Annotated in this window: 19 protein-coding genes; 11 read left to right on the top strand and 8 right to left on the bottom strand. The window is 68.7% G+C overall.

What is annotated here, in order from left to right:
* Nucleotide 1 precedes the first annotated feature (1 nt).
* From QTH91_RS20710 to QTH91_RS20695, 4 genes are all read left to right on the top strand, one after another.
* On the top strand, nucleotides 2-1,276 hold the full coding sequence (locus QTH91_RS20710; RefSeq protein ID WP_286662043.1) for an efflux RND transporter periplasmic adaptor subunit: 1,275 nt from the start codon (nucleotides 2-4) through the stop codon (nucleotides 1,274-1,276).
* A 12-nt stretch (nucleotides 1,277-1,288) separates the two neighbouring features.
* Nucleotides 1,289-4,447, top strand: a complete 3,159-nt coding sequence (locus QTH91_RS20705; protein WP_286662042.1) for an efflux RND transporter permease subunit — start codon at nucleotides 1,289-1,291, stop codon at nucleotides 4,445-4,447.
* Nucleotides 4,440-5,882 carry an efflux transporter outer membrane subunit gene (locus QTH91_RS20700; protein WP_286662041.1) on the top strand — a complete coding sequence of 481 codons (1,443 nt, stop codon included), beginning with the start codon at nucleotides 4,440-4,442 and terminating at the stop codon, nucleotides 5,880-5,882. Before QTH91_RS20705 ends, QTH91_RS20700 begins: the two co-directional genes overlap by 8 nt.
* A 157-nt stretch (nucleotides 5,883-6,039) precedes the next feature.
* Nucleotides 6,040-6,627, top strand: a complete 588-nt coding sequence (locus tag QTH91_RS20695) for a c-type cytochrome (RefSeq protein ID WP_286662040.1) — start codon at nucleotides 6,040-6,042, stop codon at nucleotides 6,625-6,627.
* Nucleotides 6,628-6,670: 43 nt separating this feature from the next.
* Here QTH91_RS20695 and QTH91_RS20690 read toward each other — a convergent pair whose 3' ends face one another.
* The 4 genes from QTH91_RS20690 to QTH91_RS20675 all read right to left on the bottom strand — a co-directional run bounded on the left by QTH91_RS20690 (nucleotide 6,671) and on the right by QTH91_RS20675 (nucleotide 9,557).
* On the bottom strand, nucleotides 6,671-7,195 hold the full coding sequence (locus QTH91_RS20690) for a DUF2946 family protein (protein WP_286662039.1): 525 nt from the start codon (nucleotides 7,193-7,195) through the stop codon (nucleotides 6,671-6,673).
* A gap of 80 nt (nucleotides 7,196-7,275) precedes the next feature.
* Nucleotides 7,276-8,271: a YheT family hydrolase gene (locus QTH91_RS20685; protein WP_286662038.1), complete on the bottom strand. Its 996-nt coding sequence runs from the start codon at nucleotides 8,269-8,271 to the stop codon at nucleotides 7,276-7,278.
* Between the two features lie 18 nt (nucleotides 8,272-8,289).
* Complete coding sequence (locus QTH91_RS20680; protein WP_286662037.1) at nucleotides 8,290-8,736, bottom strand: YybH family protein; 447 nt, start codon at nucleotides 8,734-8,736, stop codon at nucleotides 8,290-8,292.
* A gap of 20 nt (nucleotides 8,737-8,756) precedes the next feature.
* Complete coding sequence (locus QTH91_RS20675) at nucleotides 8,757-9,557, bottom strand: hypothetical protein (RefSeq protein WP_286662036.1); 801 nt, start codon at nucleotides 9,555-9,557, stop codon at nucleotides 8,757-8,759.
* Nucleotides 9,558-9,605: 48 nt separating this feature from the next.
* Between QTH91_RS20675 and QTH91_RS20670 the strand changes: the two genes are divergently transcribed.
* From QTH91_RS20670 to QTH91_RS20660, 3 genes are read left to right on the top strand one after another with little or no spacing between them, the layout of a single operon-like run.
* The gene (locus QTH91_RS20670; RefSeq protein ID WP_286662035.1) at nucleotides 9,606-10,217 is read left to right on the top strand and encodes a LemA family protein; all 612 of its coding nucleotides are present in this window, start codon (nucleotides 9,606-9,608) and stop codon (nucleotides 10,215-10,217) included.
* 9 nt (nucleotides 10,218-10,226) lie between these two features.
* Nucleotides 10,227-11,162 (top strand): TPM domain-containing protein, encoded by a 936-nt coding sequence (locus tag QTH91_RS20665; RefSeq protein ID WP_286662034.1) that lies wholly within the window; start codon nucleotides 10,227-10,229, stop codon nucleotides 11,160-11,162.
* The gene (locus tag QTH91_RS20660; RefSeq protein WP_286662033.1) at nucleotides 11,162-11,695 is read left to right on the top strand and encodes a TPM domain-containing protein; all 534 of its coding nucleotides are present in this window, start codon (nucleotides 11,162-11,164) and stop codon (nucleotides 11,693-11,695) included. Before QTH91_RS20665 ends, QTH91_RS20660 begins: the two co-directional genes overlap by 1 nt.
* Before the next feature lie 7 nt (nucleotides 11,696-11,702).
* Here the strand turns inward: QTH91_RS20660 and pdeM are convergent, their stop codons facing one another.
* The 4 genes from pdeM to QTH91_RS20640 are packed head-to-tail and all read right to left on the bottom strand — an operon-like array spanning nucleotide 11,703 to nucleotide 17,708.
* Nucleotides 11,703-12,416: a ligase-associated DNA damage response endonuclease PdeM gene (pdeM, locus tag QTH91_RS20655; protein ID WP_286662032.1), complete on the bottom strand. Its 714-nt coding sequence runs from the start codon at nucleotides 12,414-12,416 to the stop codon at nucleotides 11,703-11,705.
* Nucleotides 12,413-14,965, bottom strand: a complete 2,553-nt coding sequence (locus tag QTH91_RS20650; RefSeq protein ID WP_286662031.1) for a ligase-associated DNA damage response DEXH box helicase — start codon at nucleotides 14,963-14,965, stop codon at nucleotides 12,413-12,415. Before QTH91_RS20650 ends, pdeM begins: the two co-directional genes overlap by 4 nt.
* Nucleotides 14,962-16,614 (bottom strand): ATP-dependent DNA ligase, encoded by a 1,653-nt coding sequence (locus tag QTH91_RS20645; protein ID WP_286662030.1) that lies wholly within the window; start codon nucleotides 16,612-16,614, stop codon nucleotides 14,962-14,964. The genes QTH91_RS20650 and QTH91_RS20645 overlap by 4 nt, the downstream gene beginning before the upstream one ends.
* Nucleotides 16,611-17,708, bottom strand: coding sequence for a ligase-associated DNA damage response exonuclease (locus tag QTH91_RS20640; RefSeq protein ID WP_390368089.1), 1,098 nt, complete (start codon nucleotides 17,706-17,708; stop codon nucleotides 16,611-16,613). The genes QTH91_RS20645 and QTH91_RS20640 overlap by 4 nt, the downstream gene beginning before the upstream one ends.
* 116 nt (nucleotides 17,709-17,824) lie before the next feature.
* Here QTH91_RS20640 and QTH91_RS20635 point away from each other — a divergent pair, with 116 nt between their 5' ends.
* The 4 genes from QTH91_RS20635 (at nucleotide 17,825) to QTH91_RS20620 (ending at nucleotide 22,619) form a co-directional block, all read left to right on the top strand.
* Nucleotides 17,825-18,730: a LysR family transcriptional regulator gene (locus QTH91_RS20635; RefSeq protein ID WP_286662028.1), complete on the top strand. Its 906-nt coding sequence runs from the start codon at nucleotides 17,825-17,827 to the stop codon at nucleotides 18,728-18,730.
* A 136-nt stretch (nucleotides 18,731-18,866) separates the two neighbouring features.
* Complete coding sequence (gene atzD, locus QTH91_RS20630; RefSeq protein ID WP_286662027.1) at nucleotides 18,867-20,009, top strand: cyanuric acid amidohydrolase; 1,143 nt, start codon at nucleotides 18,867-18,869, stop codon at nucleotides 20,007-20,009.
* Nucleotides 19,996-21,411 (top strand): amidase, encoded by a 1,416-nt coding sequence (locus tag QTH91_RS20625; RefSeq protein WP_286662026.1) that lies wholly within the window; start codon nucleotides 19,996-19,998, stop codon nucleotides 21,409-21,411. The genes atzD and QTH91_RS20625 overlap by 14 nt, the downstream gene beginning before the upstream one ends.
* Nucleotides 21,408-22,619 carry an FAD-dependent monooxygenase gene (locus tag QTH91_RS20620; protein ID WP_286662025.1) on the top strand — a complete coding sequence of 404 codons (1,212 nt, stop codon included), beginning with the start codon at nucleotides 21,408-21,410 and terminating at the stop codon, nucleotides 22,617-22,619. The genes QTH91_RS20625 and QTH91_RS20620 overlap by 4 nt, the downstream gene beginning before the upstream one ends.
* Nucleotides 22,620-22,622 lie beyond the last annotated feature (3 nt).

The raw sequence follows: 22,622 nt of genomic DNA, 5'->3' as shown, positions 1-22,622 counted from the left end.
CATGCCTGCACTGCATGAAGTTTCCCGCCCGTTCCCGGCCCGAGTTGCATTAGGGGTCGTCACCCTGGCTGCGGCCGCTTTGCTTTCAGCCTGCGGCAAGAGCGAGGCGCCCAAGGCGGCGGGAGGCGGCGGCCAGATGCCGGCGCCCGAGGTCGGCGTCGTGGTCGCCACGCCCGGCGACGTGGGCCTGCTGGTCGAACTGCCGGGCCGGCTCGAAGCCTCGCGCGTGTCGCAAGTGCGGGCCCGTGCCGCCGGAATCCTGCAAAAGCGCCTGTTCCGCGAAGGCAGCGACGTCAAGGCCGGCCAACCGCTGTTCCAGATCGACTCCGCTCCCTACAAGGCCACGGCCATGAGCGCGCAGGCGAGCCTCGCGCGCGCCGAGGCCAACGCAGTGCAGGCCAAGGCGCTGGCCGAACGCTACAAGCCGCTGGTCGAGGCCAACGCGGTGAGCAAGCAGGAATACGCCAAGGCCGTGGCCGACTGGAAGGCGGCCGAGGCGGACGTGGGCGTGGCCCGCGCCGCGTTGGAAACCGCGAAGATCAACCTGGGCTATGCCATGGTCACGGCGCCGATCTCCGGCCGCATCGGGCGCGCCCTGGTGACCGAAGGCGCCCTCGTGGGCCAAGGCGAGGCGACGCAACTGGCGGTGATCCAGCAGATCGATCCGATGTACGTGAACTTCACGCAATCGGCCACCGACGTGCTCAAGCTGCGACGCGCCATGGATGCGGGCCTGTTCAAGCGCACGGGCGACCAGTCGGGCGCCGAAGTGCGCGTGCTGCTCGAAGACGGCACCGAGTACCCGCAAAAGGGCAAGCTGCTCTTTTCCGATCTGACGGTGGACGCGACGACGGGGCAGATCACCCTTCGCGCCGAGCTGCCCAACACCAAGGGGACGCTGCTGCCGGGCCTGTACGTGCGCGTCCAGCTTGAGCAGGCGCAAGCCACCAACGCCATCACCGTGCCGCAGCAGGCCGTGACCCGCACGCAGGAAGGCGACTCCCTGATGGTGGTGGGCGACGACGGCAAGGTCAGCCCGCGCAAGGTGAAGATCAGTGCCGGACAGGACAACCGCTGGGTGGTGCTCGAAGGCCTGAAGGCCGGCGAGAAGGTGATGGTCGACGGCTTCCAGAAGCTGCAGATGCTGCCGCCGGGCACGCCGGTCAAGCCGGTGCCCTGGACGCCGCCGTCGGCGCAGGCCGCCGCCATGCCAGCCGCGGGCGCGGCCCAGCCGCCGGCCGAGGCCGCCAAGCCCGCCACCGGCGCCGCCAAGTAAGGAGCTCGCCTGATGGCCAAGTTCTTCATCGACCGTCCGATCTTCGCCTGGGTGATCGCGCTGTTCATCCTGGTGGGCGGCGGCGTGGCGATCACGCAGTTGCCGATCGCCCAATATCCACCGGTGGCGCCTCCTGCCATCGTCGTCAATGCCGTGTACCCCGGCGCCTCGGCCCAGACGCTGGAAGACAGCGTGCTGGCCGTGATCGAGCGGGAAATGAACGGCTCGCCCGGCCTGATGTACATGGAGTCCGTCGCGCAGGCCGACGGCACGGGCACGATCACGCTGAGCTTCGAGCCGGGCACCAACCCCGACCTGGCCCAGGTGGACGTGCAGAACCGGCTGTCGCGCGCCTCGCCGCGCCTGCCGTCGGCGGTGACGCAGCAGGGTGTGCGCGTGGACAAGTCGCGCACCAACTTCCTGCTGTTCACGATGCTGTCGTCGACCAATCCGGCCTACGACCCGACGGCTCTGGGCGACTACGCCGCGCGCAACATCCAGCCCGAACTGCAGCGCCTGCCGGGCATCGGCCAGGTGCAACTGTTCGGCACCGAAGCGGCCATGCGCATCTGGATCGACCCGGCCAAGCTCAACGGCTACAGCCTGTCGTCGGCCGAGGTCATCGCGGCGATCCGGGCGCAGAACGCGCAAGTGTCGTCCGGCTCCATCGGAGATCTGCCCAACATTTCCGGGCAGGGCATCACCGCCACCGTGGTGGTCAAGGGCCAGCTGAGCACGCCCGAGCAGTTCGGCAACATCGTGCTGCGCGCCAACACCGACGGCTCGACCGTGCGGTTGAAGGACGTGGCACGCATCGAGATCGGCGGGCAGGCCTACGCGACCTCGGCGCGCCTGAATGGCAAGGCGGCCGTCGGCATGGGCGTGCAGCTTTCGCCCAGCGGCAACGCGCTGGCCGCGGCCGAAGCGGTTCGCAAGAAGCTCGACGAGCTGCAGCGCTACTACCCCGAGGGCGTGAGTTCCACCATTCCCTACGACAGCTCGCGCTTCATCAAGATCTCCATCTCGCAGGTGGTGGAGACGCTGGTCGAGGCCGTGGTGCTCGTGTTCCTGGTCATGTTCCTGTTCCTGCAGAACTGGCGCTACACGATCATCCCGACCATCGTCGTTCCGATCGCGCTGCTAGGCACCTTTGCCACTTTGCTGGCGCTGGGCTTCTCGATCAACGTGCTGACCATGTTCGGCATGGTGCTGGTGATCGGCATCGTGGTGGACGACGCCATCGTGGTGGTGGAAAACGTCGAGCGCATCATGAGCGAGGAAGGGCTGCCGCCACTCGAGGCGACGCGCAAGGCCATGAAGCAGATCTCCGGCGCCATCGTGGGCGTGACGGTGGTGCTGATCTCGGTGTTCGTGCCGCTGGCCTTCTTCGCGGGGTCGACCGGCAACATCTATCGCCAGTTCTCGGCGGTGATGGTGGCGTCGATCGCTTTCTCGGCCTTCATGGCGCTGTCGCTCACGCCGGCGCTGTGCGCCACGCTGCTCAAGCCGGTCGAAGCCGGCCACCATCACGAGAAGCGCGGCTTCTTCGGCTGGTTCAACCGGGGCTTCTCGCGCACGGCCAAGGGCTACGAAAGCGTGGTGGCCCGCATTCTGAAGAAAGCGGCGCGCTACCTGATCATCTATGCGGCGATCGTCGCCGCCGTGGCTGTCTTCTACACGCGCCTGCCCACCTCCTTCCTGCCCCAGGAAGACCAGGGCAACATGCTGGTCAACGTCCAGCTGCCGCCTGGCGCCACGCAGGAACGCACGCTGGCGGTCATGCAGCAGGTCGAAGGCTTCATCCTCAAGCAACCCGAGGTGGAGAGCATGGTTTCGGTGCTGGGCTTCAGCTTCTCGGGCCAGGGCCAGAACGCAGCCATCGGATTCGTCACGCTCAAGGACTGGGACGAGCGGGAAGGCGCGGAGCATTCCGCCGATGCGCTGGCCAAGCGCTCCTTCGGCGCGCTGATGGGCATCCGCGATGCGTTCATCTATCCGCTCAGCCCGCCGCCGATTCCTGAACTGGGTGTGTCCTCGGGCGTCACCTTCCGCCTTCAGGACCGCGCCGGCCAAGGCCACCAGGCCCTGGTCAACGCCCGCAACCAGTTGCTGGGCATGGCGAGCAAGAGCCCGGTGCTGACGCAGGTGCGGCCGGACGGCCTGGAAGATGCGCCGCAGCTTCAGATCGACATCGACCGCGACAAGGCCAGCGCACTGGGCGTGAGCTTCGATGCGATCAACTCGGCGCTGTCGACGTCGCTGGGTTCGACCTACGTCAACGACTTCCCCAACCGCAGCCGTCTTCAGCGCGTGGTCGTGCAGGCCGATGCGCCGGCGCGCATGCAGCCGGACGACCTGCTGCAGATCAACGCCACCAACGCGCAAGGCAAGCCGGTGCCGCTGTCGGCCTTCGCGACCACGCGCTGGGTGACGGGACCGATGCAGACCGTGCGCTACAACGGCTATCCGTCGATGCGCATCTCGGGCAGTGCCGCGCCCGGCTACAGCACCGGCGATGCGATGGCCGAGATGGAAAAGCTGGCGGCCCAGTTGCCGGCAGGCTTCGGCTACGAATGGACGGGCCAGTCGCGCGAGGAAAAGCTCGCCGGCTCGCAGGCGCTCATCCTGTACGGCTTTGCCATCCTGGCGGTGTTCCTGTGCCTGGCTGCGCTGTACGAGAGCTGGTCGATCCCGCTGGCGGTGATTCTGGTGGTGCCGCTGGGGGTGCTCGGCGTGCTGCTCGCCACCTTCCTTCGCGCCTATTCCAACGACGTGTACTTCCAGGTGGGCCTGATCACCATCATCGGCCTGTCCGCGAAGAACGCGATTCTGATCATCGAGTTCGCCAAGGACCTGCAGGCACAGGGGCGCGGCGTCGTCGAATCCGCACTGGCCGCCGCGCACTTGCGCTTCCGCCCCATCGTCATGACCTCGCTGGCATTCGGACTGGGCGTGCTGCCGCTGTTCCTGGCCAGCGGCGCCGGCTCCGCCAGCCAGCGCGCCATCGGCACCGGTGTGCTGGGCGGCATGATGACCGGCACGGCCTTGGCGGTGTTTTTCGTGCCGGTGTTCTTCGTGGTCGTGCGTTCGCTGTTCAAGGGCAGCGCGCGCCAGCACGAGGCTGACCGGCGCCACGCCGAAGCGGCGGGCATCGAGGAATCTCATGGCTGACAAGTACCTTTCCCTTCCCTCGCGCCGGGCGGCAAGCTCTGCCGCGCTCGCCGCCGCGCTGGTGCTGGCCGGCTGCTCGATGGCACCGACCTACGAGCGGCCCGCCGCACCGGTCCCCGCCACCTTTCCGGACACGCCGGTGGTGGATGTCACGCCAACGCCCGCGCCCACCGGCGCGGCCGCGGTCGACGTCGCCTGGCAGGACTTCTTCACCGACCCGCGCCTGGCCGGCCTCATCAACGTCGCGCTGGAGAACAACCGCGACCTGCGCGTGGCGATCAAGAACATCGAGGTCGCGCAGGCCCAGTTCCGCATCACCCGCTCGGCGCAGTTGCCCAACCTGGGCCTGAGCGCCGGCGGACAGCGCGCACGCCCGGCGCCGCTGGTGGGCGGCGTCTACGAGAGCGACTACGTCAACGTCGGCATCTCCGCCTGGGAGCTCGATTTCTTCGGCCGGATCCAGAGCCTCAAGGACGCCGCGCTGGCCCAGTACCTGGCCACCGAAGAGGCACGCAAGACGGTGCAGACCAGCCTGATCGCTTCGGTCGCCAACGGCTGGCTGAAGATCATTGCCGACGAAGAAATCCTCGACATCACGCGCCAGACCCTCGCCACCCGCGAAGAAGGTCTGAAGCTGATGAAGATGCGCTTCGACAACGGCGTGATCTCGGAGGTCGACCTTCGGCTGTCCGAGTCGCTGACTGAAAGCGCCAGGGCTTCCTTCGCGCAGGCGCAGCGCCTGCGCATGCAGGATGAAAACGCGCTCGCCCTGCTGCTTGGCGCCCCCGTGCCGGAAAGCGCCATCAAGGGCGGTGCGCGCGGGCTCGACGCGACGGCGCCGATGCCCGACGTGCCGGCCGGCCTGCCGTCGGACCTGCTGGCCAATCGCCCCGACGTGCGCTCGGCCGAGCAGCAACTGCTCGCGGCCAACGCCAACATCGGCGCGGCACGCGCCAACTTCTTCCCGCGCATCTCGCTCACCGCTTACCTCGGCACGGCGAGCGGCGAGTTGTCGGGCCTGTTCGAAAGCGGCTCCAAGGCATGGTCCTTCGCGCCTTCGCTGGTGATGCCGATCTTCGACGCCGGCGCCAACCAGGCCCGGCTCGACACGGCATGGGCCAACAGGGACATCGCGGTCGCGCAATACGAGAAGTCCGTGCAGTCGGCCTTCCGCGAAGTGGCCGATGCGCTGGCTGCGCGCGCCACGCTGGGCGAGCAGCTTCGCGCCCTGCGCGCGACGGCCAATGCCGAGCAGAAGCGCTTCGACCTGTCGGTGCTCCGCTATCGCAACGGCGTCGAAAACGCGCTGGACCTGCAGGACGCGCAGCGCTCGCTTTTCACTGCGCAGCTCGCGGCCACCCAGACGCGCCTGGACCAGCTCCAGAGCCAGGTCCTGCTCTACAAGGCGCTGGGCGGCGGATGGGCCAGCCGTTGAACACCTGAGGCGCACTTGAACAGAGGGGCATCCCTGCCCTGTGGTGTCTGCCCCTCACGGGCGGACACCACGCGAACGGGTGGGCAAAGGGCTCTTCTATAATCCCCGGTTGATTTGAAGGTCCCTTTTTTGCAGCCCCACGACATTTGAGGACTCCATGAGCGACGCCGCGCACTCCGAAGAAGCCCACACCGGCCCCATCAAGAGCCCCAAGCAGCTTCTGCTGGCTGTGTTCTTTTCGTTCGTGGCGCCGATCCTGATCATCGTGGGCCTCGTGTCCTACGTGGTTTCCGGTTACAAGCCATCGGGCGCCGCCACTGGCGAAGGCATGGGCCTGTACGGCGTGACGCAGGACGCACGCGACAAGGAAATCGCAGCTCGTCTGCAGCGCGTCGGTTCGGTCGAAGTGCGCGACGCCAACCGGCCCCTGGCCACGGGCGACGCCGTCTTCAAGGCCCAGTGCGTGACGTGCCACGGCGCCCCCGGCATTCCCGGTGCCCCCCATCTGAACGACAAGAGCGCCTGGGCGCCTCGCATCGGCCAGGGCTACGACACCCTGCTCGAGCATGCGCTCAAGGGCAAGGGCGCCATGCCTGCCCAGGGCGGCGGCGATTTCGAAGACGTGGAGATCGGCCGCGCGGTCGTTTACCTGGCCAATGCTGGCGGCGCGAACTTCCCGGTTCCGGACCGTCCTGCGGCAGCCAAGACTTCTGAAGCTGCAGCCGACGCGCCTGCCAAGCAGTAAGCGTCCGCAGGTTCATGAAAAAGGCCGGCAATGCCGGCCTTTTTCATGCGTGCGCCGCCGACGGACTGACCACGAAACCGAAGCGCGCCGGCAGATCCGCCGCCTTCACTTCTTCCGGCGTCCAGCGTCCCGCCTCGATCTGATCGGCAGCCGCCGCCACGTCCAGGCTGTGCACCAGCCCCAAGCCCAGCTCTGAAACGAGGTAGACGCGCCCTTCTTCGTCCGTGAGGCAAGCCGTGGGGTCGACTTGCGACCCCGTGTGCGTCGTGACACGGCCATCGTCGGCGATCCTGCAGACCCACGGCGTGAGTTCCAGCTCCACGTACACGCGCTGCGGCCCGTTCTGGAAGAACCACTGGCCCGCTTCGTCGTGCTCGTAGTTGCGGCCGATGAACTCGATGAGCTTCTCGTGTTCGAGCCGCGCTCCCCGGGATTGCGCAAACGCGCCTTCGGCCTGGGCCTGCGCATCACGCAAATACCATTGGCCGCGCGCGTCCAGGCCGAGCCAACCGTAGCAATGAGGCACGTTGGGCCACTTGGCCAAGGCCTGCTTGACGATGTCATCCATGCGCGCATTGTGCGCCGCCGATCGCACGCGGCGATGCAGGAGAACTGCGCCGGAACCCGTCAGCGGCGGGTCGGCGGGCCTCAGATCCTGCTGTGCAGCCAGCCGCCCACGGCTTGGGGCATTTGGCTCACGTCGCCGGGCAGCGAGCCCGATGCGAACCCAACATGGCCGCCGTGCTCGGGCTGCCACAGCGTCACGTTCGGCCCCACGTCTTCCTGCCTGGGCAGGCTGCGCGCCGGCACGAAGGGGTCGTTGCGCGCATTGAGGACCAGGGCCGGAATGCGAATGGCATCGAGATGTGGCTTGGCCGATCCGCGCGTCCAATAGTCGTCGGTATCGCGAAAGCCGTGCAGAGGTGCGGTGAAGATGTTGTCGAAGGCGTAGAGGTCACGTGCGGCCAGCAGCGCATCGCGATCGAACAGGCCCGGATGCTGCTGCAGCTTGGCCAGCGCCTTGGGCTTCATCGTGTTCAGGAACATGCGCGTGTACGCCAGCCGGTTGAAGCCGCGCCCGATGGCCATGCCGCCCGCCGCCAGATCGAGCGGTGCGCATACCGAGGCCACCGCCGACACCGTTTCGCCTGCGCTGCGGCCGGCTTCCTCGGCCCAACGCAGCAGCGCATTGCCGCCAAGCGAGACACCAGCCGCAATGACGGCGCCGCCACCCGCTGCCGTGTGGCGCGCCTTCAGCCGGGCCAGGATCCAGCCGATCTCTTCGTAGTCGCCAGAGTGGTAGGCGCGCGGCGCCAGGTTGAGCTCGCCGCTGCAGCCACGAAAGTGCGGCACGGCGTAGTCCATGCCGCGCGATTGCGCGAAATCGGCGAACGCTCGGGCGTAGTGGCTCTGGGACGAGCCCTCCAGCCCATGAAAGAGCACCAGCAGCGGCCTCGAAGGCAGCGGCGCGGGCGCGTCGCGGAAGTCGACGTCGATGAAGTCCCCGTCGGGCGTGGTCCATCGCTCGCGCCGGAACGCCATCGGCGCCCCCTTCGGCGGCCGGCCCGAAACCATCGCCGCCCAGATGGTCTGCAGGTTGCCACCGGGCAGCCAGCGCGGGGAAACAAAGGCGAAATCGCTCATTCCAGTCACCACACCCGGTCAGTGGAGCATCTGCGGCGGGTCGTGCGCCTCCACCGGCTCGTGCGAGACGCCGGGACTGGCATGGTGCGCCACCATGCGCCAGCCCTGGCTGGTCTGGTGATAGATGTTGGTGGCCAGCACGAAGGCATGACGCGGGCCCTCGGCCGTCAGGACCTCGATGCGTTCGAGCACGTTGTGCACCGCGCTGCTCAGGGTCTCGACCTTGCGCACCTTGCCCGGCGTCGCCAGGATGGCCCCATTGCCGAACATCTGCTCGAAGGCCGCGCGGATGGCGGCCGTGCCCACGAGCCGTGGGCCACCCGGGTGCACGCAGAACACCTCGTCGTCATCCGCCCAGCAGGCCATGAGCGCATCGATATCGCCCTGCTGCAATGCCTCGTAGAAAGCGGCTTCGACCTCGTCGGCCGTGCCGCCGAGTACCGCGCGTTGTCGCGACTTGACCATGCCCCGATTCTGCCGCGCCTTCAGACGGTGCCGTGCGCTGCGCCGTCGGGGTGCGGCACAGCGAGCCAGTCTCGCACCACCTGCTCCAGCCGAGCGCCCTGCGCCGCCTGCCAGACGCATTCGGGCGCCGCCACGTGGGTGCCGGTCGGGGCGAGGCGCAAAGCGGTGTCGACGAACCGCGCAACCACCGCCGCGCGCACCGGCTGCTCGCTGGAAGGCACCATGTAGCGGGCGGTGGAGATCATCCAGTTGGCCAGGCGCTGGGGCGCACTGGCCAGCCTTGGCGGGCCGGGCTTGCGCGCGGTGCGCACCAGCAGCAGGCGATCGAATCCCAGCGCGGCCACGGCCTGCTCGTCCAAGTCGGCCAAGCCGCGCTTGAGCGCCTCCGGCAGGCGGCCCTGGTCGTGCGGCTGCACCACCGCCAGTGTGTGGACGCCAGCCGACTTCAACCAGTGCGCCAGCGAAGGCAATTGCAGGGGCGACGGCGTCCACAGCGCACGCTCGCGGTCGTGATAGAGCCGCGGCGGATCGAAGCAGACGATGGCCACGTCCGCCTTCGCGGGCGGCCAGGCCGTTCCATCGAACCCGGGCGGCACCACCATCGTCTCTACGCCGGCAAGCCCGTCCTTCAAAGGCTCGCGCGCCAGCACGACCGTGTGGCCAAAGCGGTGGCGCCCGGCCATGCGGCGCACGAGCTCGTTGCCCAGGGCGCCCGTGGCGCCGGCGATCAGCAGCGTGCCTGCGGCAGCGGCGGGCGAATGCCCACGCGCAGCGACTGGACGATGCGCCGCCTGCAGCGCCTGAAGGGGGTCGACAGACATGGGTTCTATGCTACCTTCGCGCACATCAATGCAACGGGAGCACGCAAGATGGCATGGTTGAAGCGCTGGCTGATGACAATCGCACTGGGCCTGTCCGCCCTCACCCTGACAGGCTGCGGCTACAACGACTTCCAACGCCTGGACGAAGCCACCAAGTCCGCCTGGAGCGAGGTGCTCAACCAGTACCAGCGTCGCGCCGACCTGGTGCCCAACATCGTCGCCACCGTCAAGGGCCAGGCGAACTTCGAGCAAGAGACGCTCACCCGCGTGGTCGAGGCGCGCGCCAAGGCCACCTCGATCCAGGTGACGCCCGAGACGATCAACAACCCCGAGGCGTTCAATCGCTTCCAGCAGGCGCAGGGCGAACTGTCGGGCGCGCTGTCGCGCCTGATGGCGGTGTCGGAGCGCTATCCGGAACTGCAGGCGAATCAGGCCTTCCGTGACCTGCGCGTCACGCTCGAAGGCACCGAGAACCGCATCACCGTCGCGCGCAACCGCTACATCCAGACGGTGCAGGAGTACAACGTGCTCGCCCGCAGCTTCCCCACCAATCTGACGGCCATGGTGTTCAGCTACGACCCCAAGCCCAACTTCACCGTGCAGAACGAGGCCGAGATCTCCAAGCCGCCGACCGTGGACTTCGGCGCGCCCAAGAAGTAGGCGGTGCAAATGACCAGCGCCGCGCGCGCCATGGCGACCGGCGTGCTGGGCCTCTTGCTGTCGTGGCTGTTGTGGGTGCCGGCGGCGTTCGCGCAGCAGCTGTTGCCGGTACCGCCGCTGCAATCGCGCGTGATCGACCAGACCGGCACGCTGAGCGCGGATGAGCAGCAGCGCCTCGAAGCCAAGCTCGCCGCGCTGGAGGCCGACAAGGGATCTCAGGTCGTCGTGCTGATGGTGCCGACCACCGCGCCCGAAGACATCGCCAGCTACGCCAACCGCATCGCCAACACCTGGAAGATCGGGCGCAAGGATGTCGGCGACGGCGTGATCGTCATCGTCGCCAAGAACGACCGGCGCATGCGCATCGAGGTGGCCAAGACGCTCGAGGGCGCCATTCCCGACCTGATGGCCGCGCGCATCATCGACGATGCGATGAAGCCCCGCTTCCGGGCCAACGACTTCGCCGGCGGGCTGGACGCGGCAGTCGATCAACTTTCGGCCCTGATTCGTGGCGAGGCCCTGCCGCCGGTGCAACGCTGGGACGAGTCCGGCGGTGGCGACACCGGCTTCGACTGGGGCCAGCTGGCCATCTTCCTTTTCTTCGGTGTTCTCGTGGTGGGGCGCATGTTGCGCCTGGCCCTGGGCAACAAACTGGGCGCGTTGGCCACCGGCCTGGGAACCGGCGCGATCGCCTGGGTGATCGGCACCGGCCTGCTGCTGGCGGTGGCGGCGGGCGTGGTGGCGCTGGTGTTCACATTGATCTCGAGCGCCTTCACCGCCGTGCCAAGCCTGGGCCGCGGACGCATCCATCGCGGCGGTCCCTACAACGGCGGATTTGGCGGCGGCTTCGGCGGGGGCGGCTTCGGAGGCGGCGGTGGTGGCGGCGGCTTCAGCTCCGGCGGCGGCGGCGATTTCGGTGGCGGTGGCGCCTCGGGAGACTGGTGATGGTGCAACAGCAGCCTCAAGGCTTCATGGCCAAGCTCGGCCGGGTTTGGCGCCATCGATGGACCGACGTCGGCGACGTGCGCCGCGTCCTCCCGGACGACATGCTCAAGCGGCTGGAAGACAGAGTCGGCGCAAGCGAACGGCGGCACAGCGGCGAGATCCGAATCTGCGTCGAAGCCGGTCTTCCGTCTTCCTACCTGTGGCGCGGCGCCGCCGCGCGCGAGCGGGCCATCTCCATGTTCGGCAAGCTGCGCGTCTGGGACACCGAGGACAACAACGGCGTGCTCATCTACCTCCTGCTGGCCGAGCATGCGATCGAGATCGTGGCCGATCGCGGCATCGCCAACCGGGTGAGCGCCGAGGAGTGGGCCGCGATGACACAGCGCATGGGCAGCGCCTTTCGCGAGGGGCGCTTCGAAGACGGGCTGACGCAGGCGCTGTCCGAAGTGTCGGCGCTGCTGGTGGCGCACTTTCCGCTGTCGCCGGACGATGCGGACGCCAATCAATTGCCGGACGCGCCGGTGCTGATCTGACGCCGGTTCAGCCAGCGACCGAAGGCAGGGCCCAGACCGCATCCGCGCCCACCGCATAGCGGCGGCGCCCCGGCGCGGCAGGCACATGCAGCCCGCCCGTGAACTCGCCGAACGCGGGCAGCACGGCTTGCCCGCCTTCCTGCAGGAAGCACGGCATGCGCAGGCTGTCCCTCCCCCGCCCATGCAGGCTGCACGCCGGATGAAGATGCCCGGCCAGCACGAAGTGCGTGGCATGCGTCTGCGGATGGTGGCAGCAAGCAAAGGGGCCGAGCAGCCAGGGTTCGTCGACGATGGCGACGTTCAAGTCGGAGGGCGGGTCGCCGGCATGGCTGTCGTGGTTCCCCCGCACCAGTGTGCAGGTCAGCTGCGCATGGCGCTCGCGCCACTCGGCCAGCGCCGCCAAAAGCGACGGCGTGCGCGCCGCGGCCGCATGCAGAAAGTCGCCAAGGAACACCATTTGCGTCGCGCCATGGCGGGCGACGAGCTCGCTCAGTCGCGCCAGGTTGATGGCGGTGGTGCCGCCGGGCACCGGCTGGCCCAGCGCGCGAAAGCTCGCCGCCTTGCCCAGATGCAGATCGGCCACGAACAGCACGCCGCCGCGCGGCCACCACAAGGCGCGCTCGGGCAGCAGGTGAACGCGCTCACCGCCCCAATCGGTTTCGAATGCGGTGCTGACAGCGTTGTGTTGCGGATCGCCGCCTTGCACGAAGTGGGTCGTCATCGATTCGAGTTTGCCGCATCGGCGCCGAAGGCCAGCGTGGCCTTGACCGCACCTGCGTCCATGGCTTGGGATGCGCCTCCGGCATCGCGTTCGAGCTGCGCCACCATGCGCGCGATGCGGTCGGCCAGCCGCTCGTTGGACAGCTGCTCGCGAAACAGCTCGACCATCAGCGGAAACGAAAAAGGCGTGGGCCGCTCCAGGGTCACCAGGTTCAGCTGCATGCCGCGCATGCGCCGCAGGCTTTGCGCCAGGCGGCCCACTTCGAGTTCCTGCGCCAGCAGTTCGCCTTGTGCCTGGTCCAGCAGCAGATTGCCCGCGTCGTACTTGCGAAAGACTTCGTAGAACAGCGAGGACGAGGCTTGCAGCTGGCGGCTGCTGCGCCGTTCTCCGGGGTAGGACTGGAAGATCAGGCCCGATACCCGCGCGATCTCGCGAAAGCGGCGGCGCGTGAGTTCGCTGGCATTGAGGCTGGCCAAAACTTCGCCCAGCAGCGCCTGTTCCTCGCTCTGATGCGCACCGGGCGGCTCGGGATCCAGCGCACGCGGCAGCAGCACGGCCCAATCGACCTCTTGCGCGCAAAGCAGTTCGAAGCCGTAGTCGTTGAACGCGAGCGAAAAGGTGTTCGGCGCGTGCTGCGCCATGCGCCATGCCAGCAGGTTGGCCAGCCCCAGGTGCACCGGCCGGCCCGCGAAGGGATAGACGAACAGGTGCCAGCCTTCGCGCGTGCGCAGGGTTTCGGCCAGCAGACGCTGCGTCGTGGGCAGCGCCGACCACTTCTGCTGCAGTTCGAGCAACGGACGCAGGCTCTGCATTTCCGGCGACTCCCAGCACCCCTGCGCGGCGAGCGCCAACTGCTCGAGCATGGCATCGCCGAGCGTGCTGGTGAGCGCCATGCGGCCGCCGCCCCAGCGCGGCACGGCTGGCCGCTTGCCTTGCGCGCGCCGCACCAACGCGGTCATGTCGTGAATGCGCACCAGCTCCAGAAGCCGGCCACCGAAGAGAAAGCAGTCGCCCGGCTTGAGCCTGGCGACGAAGCTTTCTTCCACGCTGCCGATGCGCCCACCCGAGAGGTACTGCACCGAGATGCTCGCGTCGCTCACGATCGTGCCGATGTTGGCCCGATGACGCCGCGCCAGTCGCGCATCCGGCACGCGCCAGATGCCGTGCTCGTCCGGCACCACGCGGTGGTAGTCGGGATAGGCGGCCAGCGAAGGGCCGCCCTGTCGAACGAAGTCCAGGCACCACTGCCACGCCTGGCGCGACAGATCTGCATAGGCTGCCGTGCTGCGCACCTCCTGGTAGAGCGCTTCCGGCTCGAAGCCACCGCCCAGCGCCACGGTGACGAGGTGCTGCACCAGCACGTCCAGCGGCTGGGTCGGGCTTTCTCGTGCCTCGATGTGGCCGGCGGCGATGGCCGTGCGCGCTGCAGCGCCCTCCGCGATCTCCAAGCTGTGGGTGGGCACCAGCGTGATGCGCGAAGGGCGCCCTGGCGCATGGCCGGAGCGGCCGGCGCGCTGCAGCAGGCGCGCCACGCCCTTGGCAGAGCCGATCTGCAGCACGCGCTCCACCGGCAGGAAGTCCACGCCCAGGTCCAGGCTGGATGTGCAGACCACCGCCTTGACGCGCCCCTCCTTCAGCGCCAGCTCCACCCAGTCGCGCACCGACCGGTCCAGCGAACCATGGTGTAGCGCCACCAGTCCGGCCCAATCCGGCCGCGCCTCGATCAACGCGGCATACCAGATCTCGGCCTGCGATCGCGTGTTGGTGAACACCAGCGTGCTGCCGCTCGACTCGATCTCGCCCACCACCTGCGCCAGCATGGTCAGGCCCAGGTGGCCGCCCCATGGGAATCGTTCCGCGCGCGGCGGCAGCAGCGTGTCGATCAGCAATGTCTTGGGCGTCTCGCCCTGCACCAGCACGCCATCGGCATGGCCGAGCAATGTGCGCATCGCATCGTTCAGATTGCCCAGCGTGGCCGACATGCCCCAGGTCATCAACGCCGGCTGCCATTGCCTCAGTCGGGCAAGCGCCAGCTGCACCTGCACGCCGCGCTTGTTGCCCATGAGCTCGTGCCACTCGTCCACCACCACCAGTTGCACGCGGCCCAGCCGGTCGCGCGCGTCGGCACGCGCCAGCAGCAGCGAGAGGCTTTCGGGCGTGGTGACGAGCGCGCTGGGCAGGCGCCGGTCCTGCGCGCTTCGTTCGCCGGAGCTGGTGTCGCCGCTGCGCGAGGCGGCGGTCCATTGCGGCGCCAGCTCTGCCAGCGGCTCCTGCAAGGCGCGCAGCGTGTCGGAGGCCAGCGCCCGCATCGGCGTGATCCACAGCACCGTGAGCGGCGCGGCCGCATCCTTGCGCCGCGTCGATGGCGTTCGGCCCGCCAGGGCCAGCAGCGCGCCCATCCACACCGCATACGTCTTGCCGGCGCCGGTGGTGGCATGCAGCATGCCGGAGCGGCCGTCGGCGATGGCCTGCCACACGCGGCGCTGGAAGTCGAAGGGCTTCCAGCCGCGCGCGGCGAACCACGATTGCAGACCACGCGCACTCGTCATGACCCGGGCGGCAGCAGCGCGGCCAGCGTCTGCAACGTGTCGGCTTCTTCCACCGGCTTGTCCTGGCGCCAGCGCAGCATGCGCGGAAAGCGCACCGCGATGCCGCTCTTGTGACGGCCGCTGCGCGAGATGCCCTCGAAGCCAAGCTCGAAGACCATCGTCGGTGCGACGCTGCGCACCGGCCCGAAGCTCTCGATCGTGCTGCGACGGATGCGCGCATCGACCTGGGCCATCTCGGCATCCGACAGGCCGGAGTAGGCCTTGGCGAAGGGCACCAGTTGCCGGGCCGGATCTTCGGGCGGTGCATTCCAGACGGCGAAGGTGTAGTCGCTGTAGAGGCTGGCGCGGCGGCCGTGGCCGCGCTGCGCATAGATCAGGACTGCGTCCACGCTCATCGGGTCGATCTTCCACTTCCACCACAGGCCCGCGTCGCGGGTGCGGCCGACGCCGTAGCGCGAGGCCCGCTCCTTGAGCATCAAGCCTTCGACGCCACGTGCGCGGGCCTCGTCGCGCAGACGAGCCAGTTCGGACCACGCCGGCTCGTCGAGCAAGGGGCTGGTGATGAGCGAGGGATGCTGCAGGCGCTCCACCAGCGTGTCGAGCATGGCTCGCCGTTGCGAAAGCGGCTGCTCGCGCTGGTCCTGCCCCTGCCATTCCAGCAGGTCGTAGGCGACGAGCGCGGCGGGGGTGTCGCGCAGCATGCGCGGGCCCAGCGTCTTGCGGCCGATGCGCTTTTGCAGTTGCGCGAAAGGCTGGACCTGGTCGTCCCTCCAGACCACGATCTCGCCGTCGAGCACCGTCCCGTCGGGCAGCGCCTCGCCCAGCGTGGCGATCTCCGGAAAGCGCTCGGTGATCAATTCCTCGCCGCGCGACCAGAGCCAGCTTTGGTCCGCACGCCGTACCAGTTGGGCGCGGATGCCATCCCACTTCCATTCGACCAGCCATCGGCCGGGTGGGCCCAGATCGGCATCGAACTGTTCGACGGGCAAGGCCAAGGGCTGCGCCAGGAAGAAGGGATAGGGTTGCCCACCCTGCGCCGCCGCGGGTGCCTGCGGATCGTGCGGCGCCACGAGTGCCGCATAGGCCGAGGCATCAGGCCGTGCGCCCGGGTGCGTGTAGCCCATGAGCCGTTGCGCCACTTGCGTGGCTGGCACGCCGCCGACCGCCGCCAGCGCCTGCGTGACGGCCAGCTTCGATACCCCCACGCGGAAGGCGCCGGTGATGAGCTTGAAATAGACCAGCCGCTCTTCCGGCGCAAGCTGGCGCCACTGGGCACGCAGCCGCTCGGTCAATTCCTGCGGCGGCGCGCCGCGCAGCGGCAGCAGGTGCTGCTCCACCCAATCGGCCAGGCCCTGATCGTGCGACTGGTCAGGCTCGGGCAGCAGCAGCGCGATGGTCTCGGCCAGATCGCCCACGGCCTGGTAGCTTTCTTCGAAGAGCCATTCGGGCAGTTCGGCGGCTTCCTGTGCCAGCAGGCGCAGCAGCTTGGCGGGCACGAGTTGACGCGGCTTGCCGCCGGCCAGGAAGTAGACGGCCCAGGCGGCGTCGCGCGGCGGCGCCTCGTTGAAGTAGCGCCGCAATGCGGCTTGCTTGGCCAGGTTGGAGGTGCTGGCGTCGAGATCGCGGTACAGGGCGGCAAAGTCCTTCATTCGCTTGCCGAGGCTTCCGTGGTGTCCGCCTCGCCTGCGGGGGCAGCAGCGACCGCCTCGGCGCCGTCCTCCTCCTGCCCGTACTCGGTGCGGAAGGCCTGCGCGTCCAAGCCCACTTCGCGCAGCCAGCGCACCAGCACCGCCACACTGCCGTGGGTGACGCGCACGCGCTCGGCACCCGTGGCGGCAACGGCTTGCTGCAGGCCGGGCCAATCCGCATGGTCGCTCATGACAAAGCCTCGGTCCACGCCGCGACGTCGGCGCGTGCCACGCAGCAGCATCCAGCCGCTGGCGAAAGCGTCCGAATGGCCGCTGCCGAAACGGCGCAGCCAAGGCGTGCCCTGGGCTGACGGCGGCGCCAGCACCAAGGCTCGGCGCAGGGCCTGCGCATCGATGCCGGGATCGGTCACGCGCGCGGTGGGTGGCAGCGCCACGCCGGCAGCGCGATAGACCGCGTTCAGAGGCTCGATCGCACCATGCACCACGATCGGGCCGATACCCGCATCCACGCCATGCAGGATGCGCTGCGCCTTCCCGAAGGCATAGCAGAAGAGGACGCTGGCGCGGCCTTCCTCGGCATTGCGGCGCCACCACGCATCGATCTGGGCGAACAACTGCGCCTGCGTGGGCCAGCGGTAGATGGGCAGGCCGAAGGTGGATTCGGTGATGAAGCAATCGCAGCGCACCGGCTCGAAGGGCGTGCAGGTGCCGTCGGCCTGGGTCTTGTAGTCGCCCGAGGCCACCCAGACCTGACCGCCGTGCTCGAGGCGGACCTGGGCCGAGCCCAGCACATGGCCGGCGGGATGAAGCGAGATGCGCACCCCGCGATGCTCGATGGCTTCGCCATACGGCAAGGTCTGCAACGGGATGTCGGCCCCCAGTCGGGCGCGCAGGGTGCCGGCGCTGTCCTGGTGGGCCAGATAGTGGCCGTGCCCGACCCGAGCGTGGTCGGAATGCCCATGGGTGATGACGGCGCGGTCCACCGGCCGCCAGGGGTCGATGAAGAAGTCGCCGGCAGGGCAATACAGACCCTCGGGCCGCGCGATCACGAGGTCGTCGGTGCGACCGGCCAAGTCTTGTGGGGCTGCCGACATCATGCGAGCCACATCGTAGGCGCTGCAGGCGTCCGGCGCGCTGGCCCGATGGCGCAACCGCGTGTGCGCCGCTGCCTACGGCTGCAGCGGGCCGGGCGGGCAAAATGACGGCGTCCATGCTTCATCCGCCACGCCATTTCGTCTACCTCGATGCAGTCGCGCGCGCCGGGTCGATCCGCAAGGCGGCCGAGAACCTGCATGTCGCGTCGACGGCGCTGAACCGAAAGATTCTCGAGATCGAGGACGAGATCGGCACTCCCCTTTTCGAACGGCTGCCCCGGGGCGTGCGCCTGACGGCCGCCGGTGAGGTGCTGCTCGCGACGGTCCGCCGCACGCTGGGCGATCTGCGGCTGGCCGCTTCGCAGATCGAGCAACTGCGCGGCATGGTGCGCGGCGTGGTGCGGATCGGCTGCGCGGAGTCGGTATCGGGCGACCTGATGCCCGACGTGATCAGCCAGTACCAGGGCGCGCATCCGGGAGTTCGCTTTCAGGTGGTGTCGGGCGTCACCGCGCGGCTGGTGCAGTTGCTGCTGTCCGATGACGTGGACCTGGTGCTGGTGCACGATCCGCAGCCCTCGGAAAGCCTGCGCGTGATCAGCGCGATCGACCAGCCGTTGTGCGCCATGTTGCGCCCGGACCATCCACTGGCCGACCGCGCAAGCCTGCGCCTGGCCGATTGCGAAGGCCATCCGGTGGCGCTGGGCGATCACTCCTTCGGCAGCCGTCGGCTGCTCGACGCGTTGATGGTGCGCTCGCGGCTTCAACTGGACGTGGTGCTGGAAGCCAGTTCGGTCCAGACGCTCAAGGAGTTCACCCGCCAGACCGGCGCCATCAGCTTCCAGTTCCAGATCGGCACGCTGCGCGAGCATCGCCAGGGCGAACTGGTTTCGGTTCCGCTGTCGGATCGCGGCTTGGCCGGCAGCGTGCTGGTGCTGGGCAGCCGGGAAGGCCGCATGTTGCCGATCGCCGCGCTCGCTTTCCAGGAAGCGCTGGTCAACCGGCTTGCCGACCTGACGCCCTGATCGCCGCCCGGCTCGGTGCAGCCGGACCTCACGCGCCGGCTTACTGCACACATTTTGTGCTCGCTGCGAGCGAAACATTGCGCTGGAAGTGTGCGCAGATGCATTCCATACTGACCTGGAATTGTTGCAGCGCATCATGCATTCCTCTCCTTCTCTCAAATCCGACAACCTGCGCGAGCGCCTGGTGGTTCGTCGCCTGACCATGGCGCATCCCGGCGATCTGTCGGCGCTCGCCGCCTTGCTGGACGCCGGCGAAATGGCCGCCAACGACATCGTGGCAGTGATCGGCAAGACCGAAGGCAACGGGGGCGTGAACGACTTCACCCGCGGCTACTTCACGCAGTCGCTGATGGCGCTGCTGGCGCGGCACACGGGCAAGCCTGCCGAAGCGCTGCTGCGCCAGGTGCCGTGCGTACTTTCCGGCGGCACGGAAGGCGTGCTGAGCCCGCACTACGTGGTCTTCGCCCGCACGAGCGAGCCCGCTTCGGGCTCCGGTGGTGCGCTGGCGATCGGCACCGCCATCAGCGCGCCCTTGCCGGCGCATGACATCGGCCGCTGGGCGCATGTCCGGTCTGCTGCGGCCGCTGTGCGCGCGGCGATGGATCAGGCGGGCATCGAGCGGCCGGAAGACGTGCGCTTCGTGCAGTTGAAGTGCCCTTGCGTGACCTCGGCGCGTGCCCAACAGGCGGCCGCGATCGGACAGACCGTGCGCACGGCCGATCCGGGTCGCTCGATGGCGTATGCCCGTGCGGCAGGCGCATTCGGGACGGCAGTGGCGCTGGGCGAAATGCCCGACGACCCGAGGCTTGAAGGTGCAATGCTCGAAGACTTCAGCCTGGGATCGTTTCGGGCGAGCATCTCCTCGGGCGTGGAGGTGGACGCCATCGAAGCGATCGTGCTCGGCCACAGCGAGCGCTGGCAGGGCCCGCTGCGCATGGGCTGCGCGCCGATGCAGGACGCACTGGACATCGCCGGCGTGACCGAGGCCGTTCGCGAGATCGGACTGCTGGCGTCACCGCAACTGGCGCCGCCGGATGCCGCGCGTGTGGCGGCCGTGTTCGTCAAGTGCGAGCCGGACCGGCGCGGACTGGTGCGCGGGATGCGGCACACGATGCTGGACGACACCGACATCAACGCCCAGCGCCACATCCGCGGTGCGGTGGGCGGCTTGGTTGCCGGTGTGTTGGGCGAGACGCAGATCTTCGTCTCCGGCGGCGCGGAGCATCAGGGCCCCGACGGCGGAGGTTTGGTCGCGGTGATTGCACATGTCGTCGACTGAATTCCCGCTCTGGCAGATGAACGCCGACGCATTGGTGCAGGCCTATGCGCGTGGCGATCTGTCGCCGGTAGAGGTGCTGCTCAGCGTGCGCTCGCGCCAGCAGCAGTGCGGCTCGCTGCTCGGCGCGGTGCTGATCGCGCAGGACGATGCCGCCGCCGATGCGCAGGCGCGGGCCAGCGAAGCGCGCTGGCGCCGGGGCACACCGCTGTCCGCGCTGGACGGCGTGCCGGTCTCGGTCAAGGACAACATCGCGCAACACGGCCTGCCCTGCAGATGGGGAAGCCGGGCCTTCTCGGACCACTGGCCGACGCATGACGAACAGCCGGTCGCACGCCTGCGCAATGCAGGTGCCGTGCTGCTGGGCAAGACCAACGTCCCTGAGTTCACCCTGCAGGGCTACACCGACAACGCCCTGTTCGGCCCCACCCGCAATCCATGGAACCGGGCGCTGACGCCCGGTGGCTCCAGCGGCGGCGCGGTGGCAGCGGTGGCGTCCGGCATCGGGCCCTTGGCATTGGCCACCGACGGCGGCGGTTCGATCCGACGCCCCTGTGCCTACACCGGCCTGTTCGGCTTCAAGCCTGGTCGCGGGGTGGTGCCTCGGGCCGACGGACTGCCAGCCCTGCTGCCCGGCCTGGAGGAGATCGGGCCGATCGCCCGCAACATCGCCGACCTGGCCCGCATCCTGCTGGTGATCGCACCAGAAATGTCCGGTTCCTTGCTCCCCACGCCGTTGCCCTCGGCCCCGCTTCGCATCGCCTATTGGCGCAGCATCGGCACGAGCCCGGTGGACCCGGTCATCCGAGACCGTGTCGACGAGGCGGCAGAGCAGTTGCGCGATCTGGGCCACGTGGTGGTCGCACAGCCGGCGCCGGTCGAAGTCGAGCAGTTCAACACGCGGGCCTGGCCGGTGATCTCCGGCGCGGGACTGGCCGCCGTGATGGCAACGCTGCCGCCCGGCGCGGACGCGGGACTCGGCGCGGCGTTGGCGCATCTGTTGGCCGCCGGCCGCAGCCTGAGCGCTGTCGATCTGCATCGAGCGCAAGGCGTTCAACGCGCGCTGACGGAGGCGATGGCGCAAGTCTTCTCCACACATGACCTGGTCCTTTCGCCCGCCTGCGCGGCCATGCCCTGGTCGGCAGAACGCAGCCACCCCGAGCGCATCGACGGCCAGGCCGTGGATGGGCGCGGCCACGCCGTCTTTACCGCCTTTGCCAATGGCGCCGGGCTGCCGGCCTTGGCCTTGCCCTGCCGTCCTGGCGACGACGGCCTGCCGATCGGCATGCAGGTCGTCGGCCCGCGCGGCAGCGATGCCCTGCTGCTTGGGCTGGGTGCTCAATGGGAGCGCGAGGCCGCACCGGTCTGGCGCTGGCCTGAACTGATCGAGGAAGCTGCCGTATGAAGATCGTGATCGTCGGCGCCGGTGTGGCCGGCGCCATCCTGGCCAGGAGACTGGCCCTGCTGCCGGATGTGGAACTGCATTGCCTGGAGAAGGTGGGTCCGGACGACCATTCCGAGGCCGGAACCGGCCTGAACGTCGGCCCCAACGCCCTCAAGGCCTTGCGCCACGTGGACCCGCAACTGGCCGACGATGTCGAACGCGCCAGCCTGCCGTGGACGCGCTGGGACATCGCCCTGACCGACGGCACGCCGCTGATGGCTTTGCCACTCGCGCAGGTGGCCGATAACCCCGGCATCCGCATCCGCTGGTCGGAGCTTTACCGCGTGCTGCGCGAAGGTGCGGGCAAGACGATCCACTACGGCTGCACGCTCGAGTCGGTCGCGCGCAGCGCAACGGGCGAAGGCCGATCCCTCGTGCGCTACACGCAGGGCGGGCAGTCCAAGGAAATCGACGGCATCGACCTGCTGGTGGGCGCCGACGGCCGGTATTCGAAAGTGCGGCAGATGTTCTCTGGCGCTCCCGAAGCCCGGCACATCGGCGTGGCGATCCTGCGCGTGCTGGTGCCCGACACCAGCGCCGGCCTGATCGACGACTATGGCCAGTGGTTCAACGGCTGCCATCGCCTGCTGGCCTTTCGCGTGCCGCCCGGCCATGTGTATATCGCAGCCACCTACCCGGTCGAACCCGGCGCGCCGCTTCGCGACGAATGGAAGACGGAGTCGGTGATGCGCGCCACCTACCAGCCTGCGCATCAAGCGCCGAGCGCGCAGGTGCAATGGCTGCTCGACGCCTTGTGCGCGAATCTGGACGATGCCCATTGGGCCCGCATGCAGGAGTCGCCCATCCGCTACGCAGAGCCGGATGTCGACGTGCTCTATGTGGGCGACAGCGCGCATGGCATGGCCCCGACGCTGGGTCAGGGCGCGACACAGGCGATGGAAGACGCGTGCGCTGCCGCGCTGATCATCGAGCGGGCGGTCGAGGCCGGCTCGCGCGACGTGCGCCAATGGCTCGGCCGCATCGGCAAGGCTCGCGAAGCGCGGATGCGCTTCGTGATGGACCTGTCGGTGCGCGCGACGGACACGATGCTCGAAGGCGGTGACCCCGTGGCCGGAACGCATTGGAAGACCCAGCCGCCATTCCTGGCCGAGCTCTCGAGCCTGTTCCGCGAGGTCGCGCTGGGCGACGACGTTGCGCAAGCCACCTGAGTC

It is taken from the genome of Variovorax dokdonensis (assembly GCF_030316895.1).
In the GTDB taxonomy this organism is placed as follows: Bacteria; Pseudomonadota; Gammaproteobacteria; order Burkholderiales; family Burkholderiaceae_C; genus Variovorax; species Variovorax dokdonensis.
The sequence above is the reverse complement of the archived record's forward strand: the minus strand, read 5'-3'. Positions and strand labels throughout refer to the sequence as shown.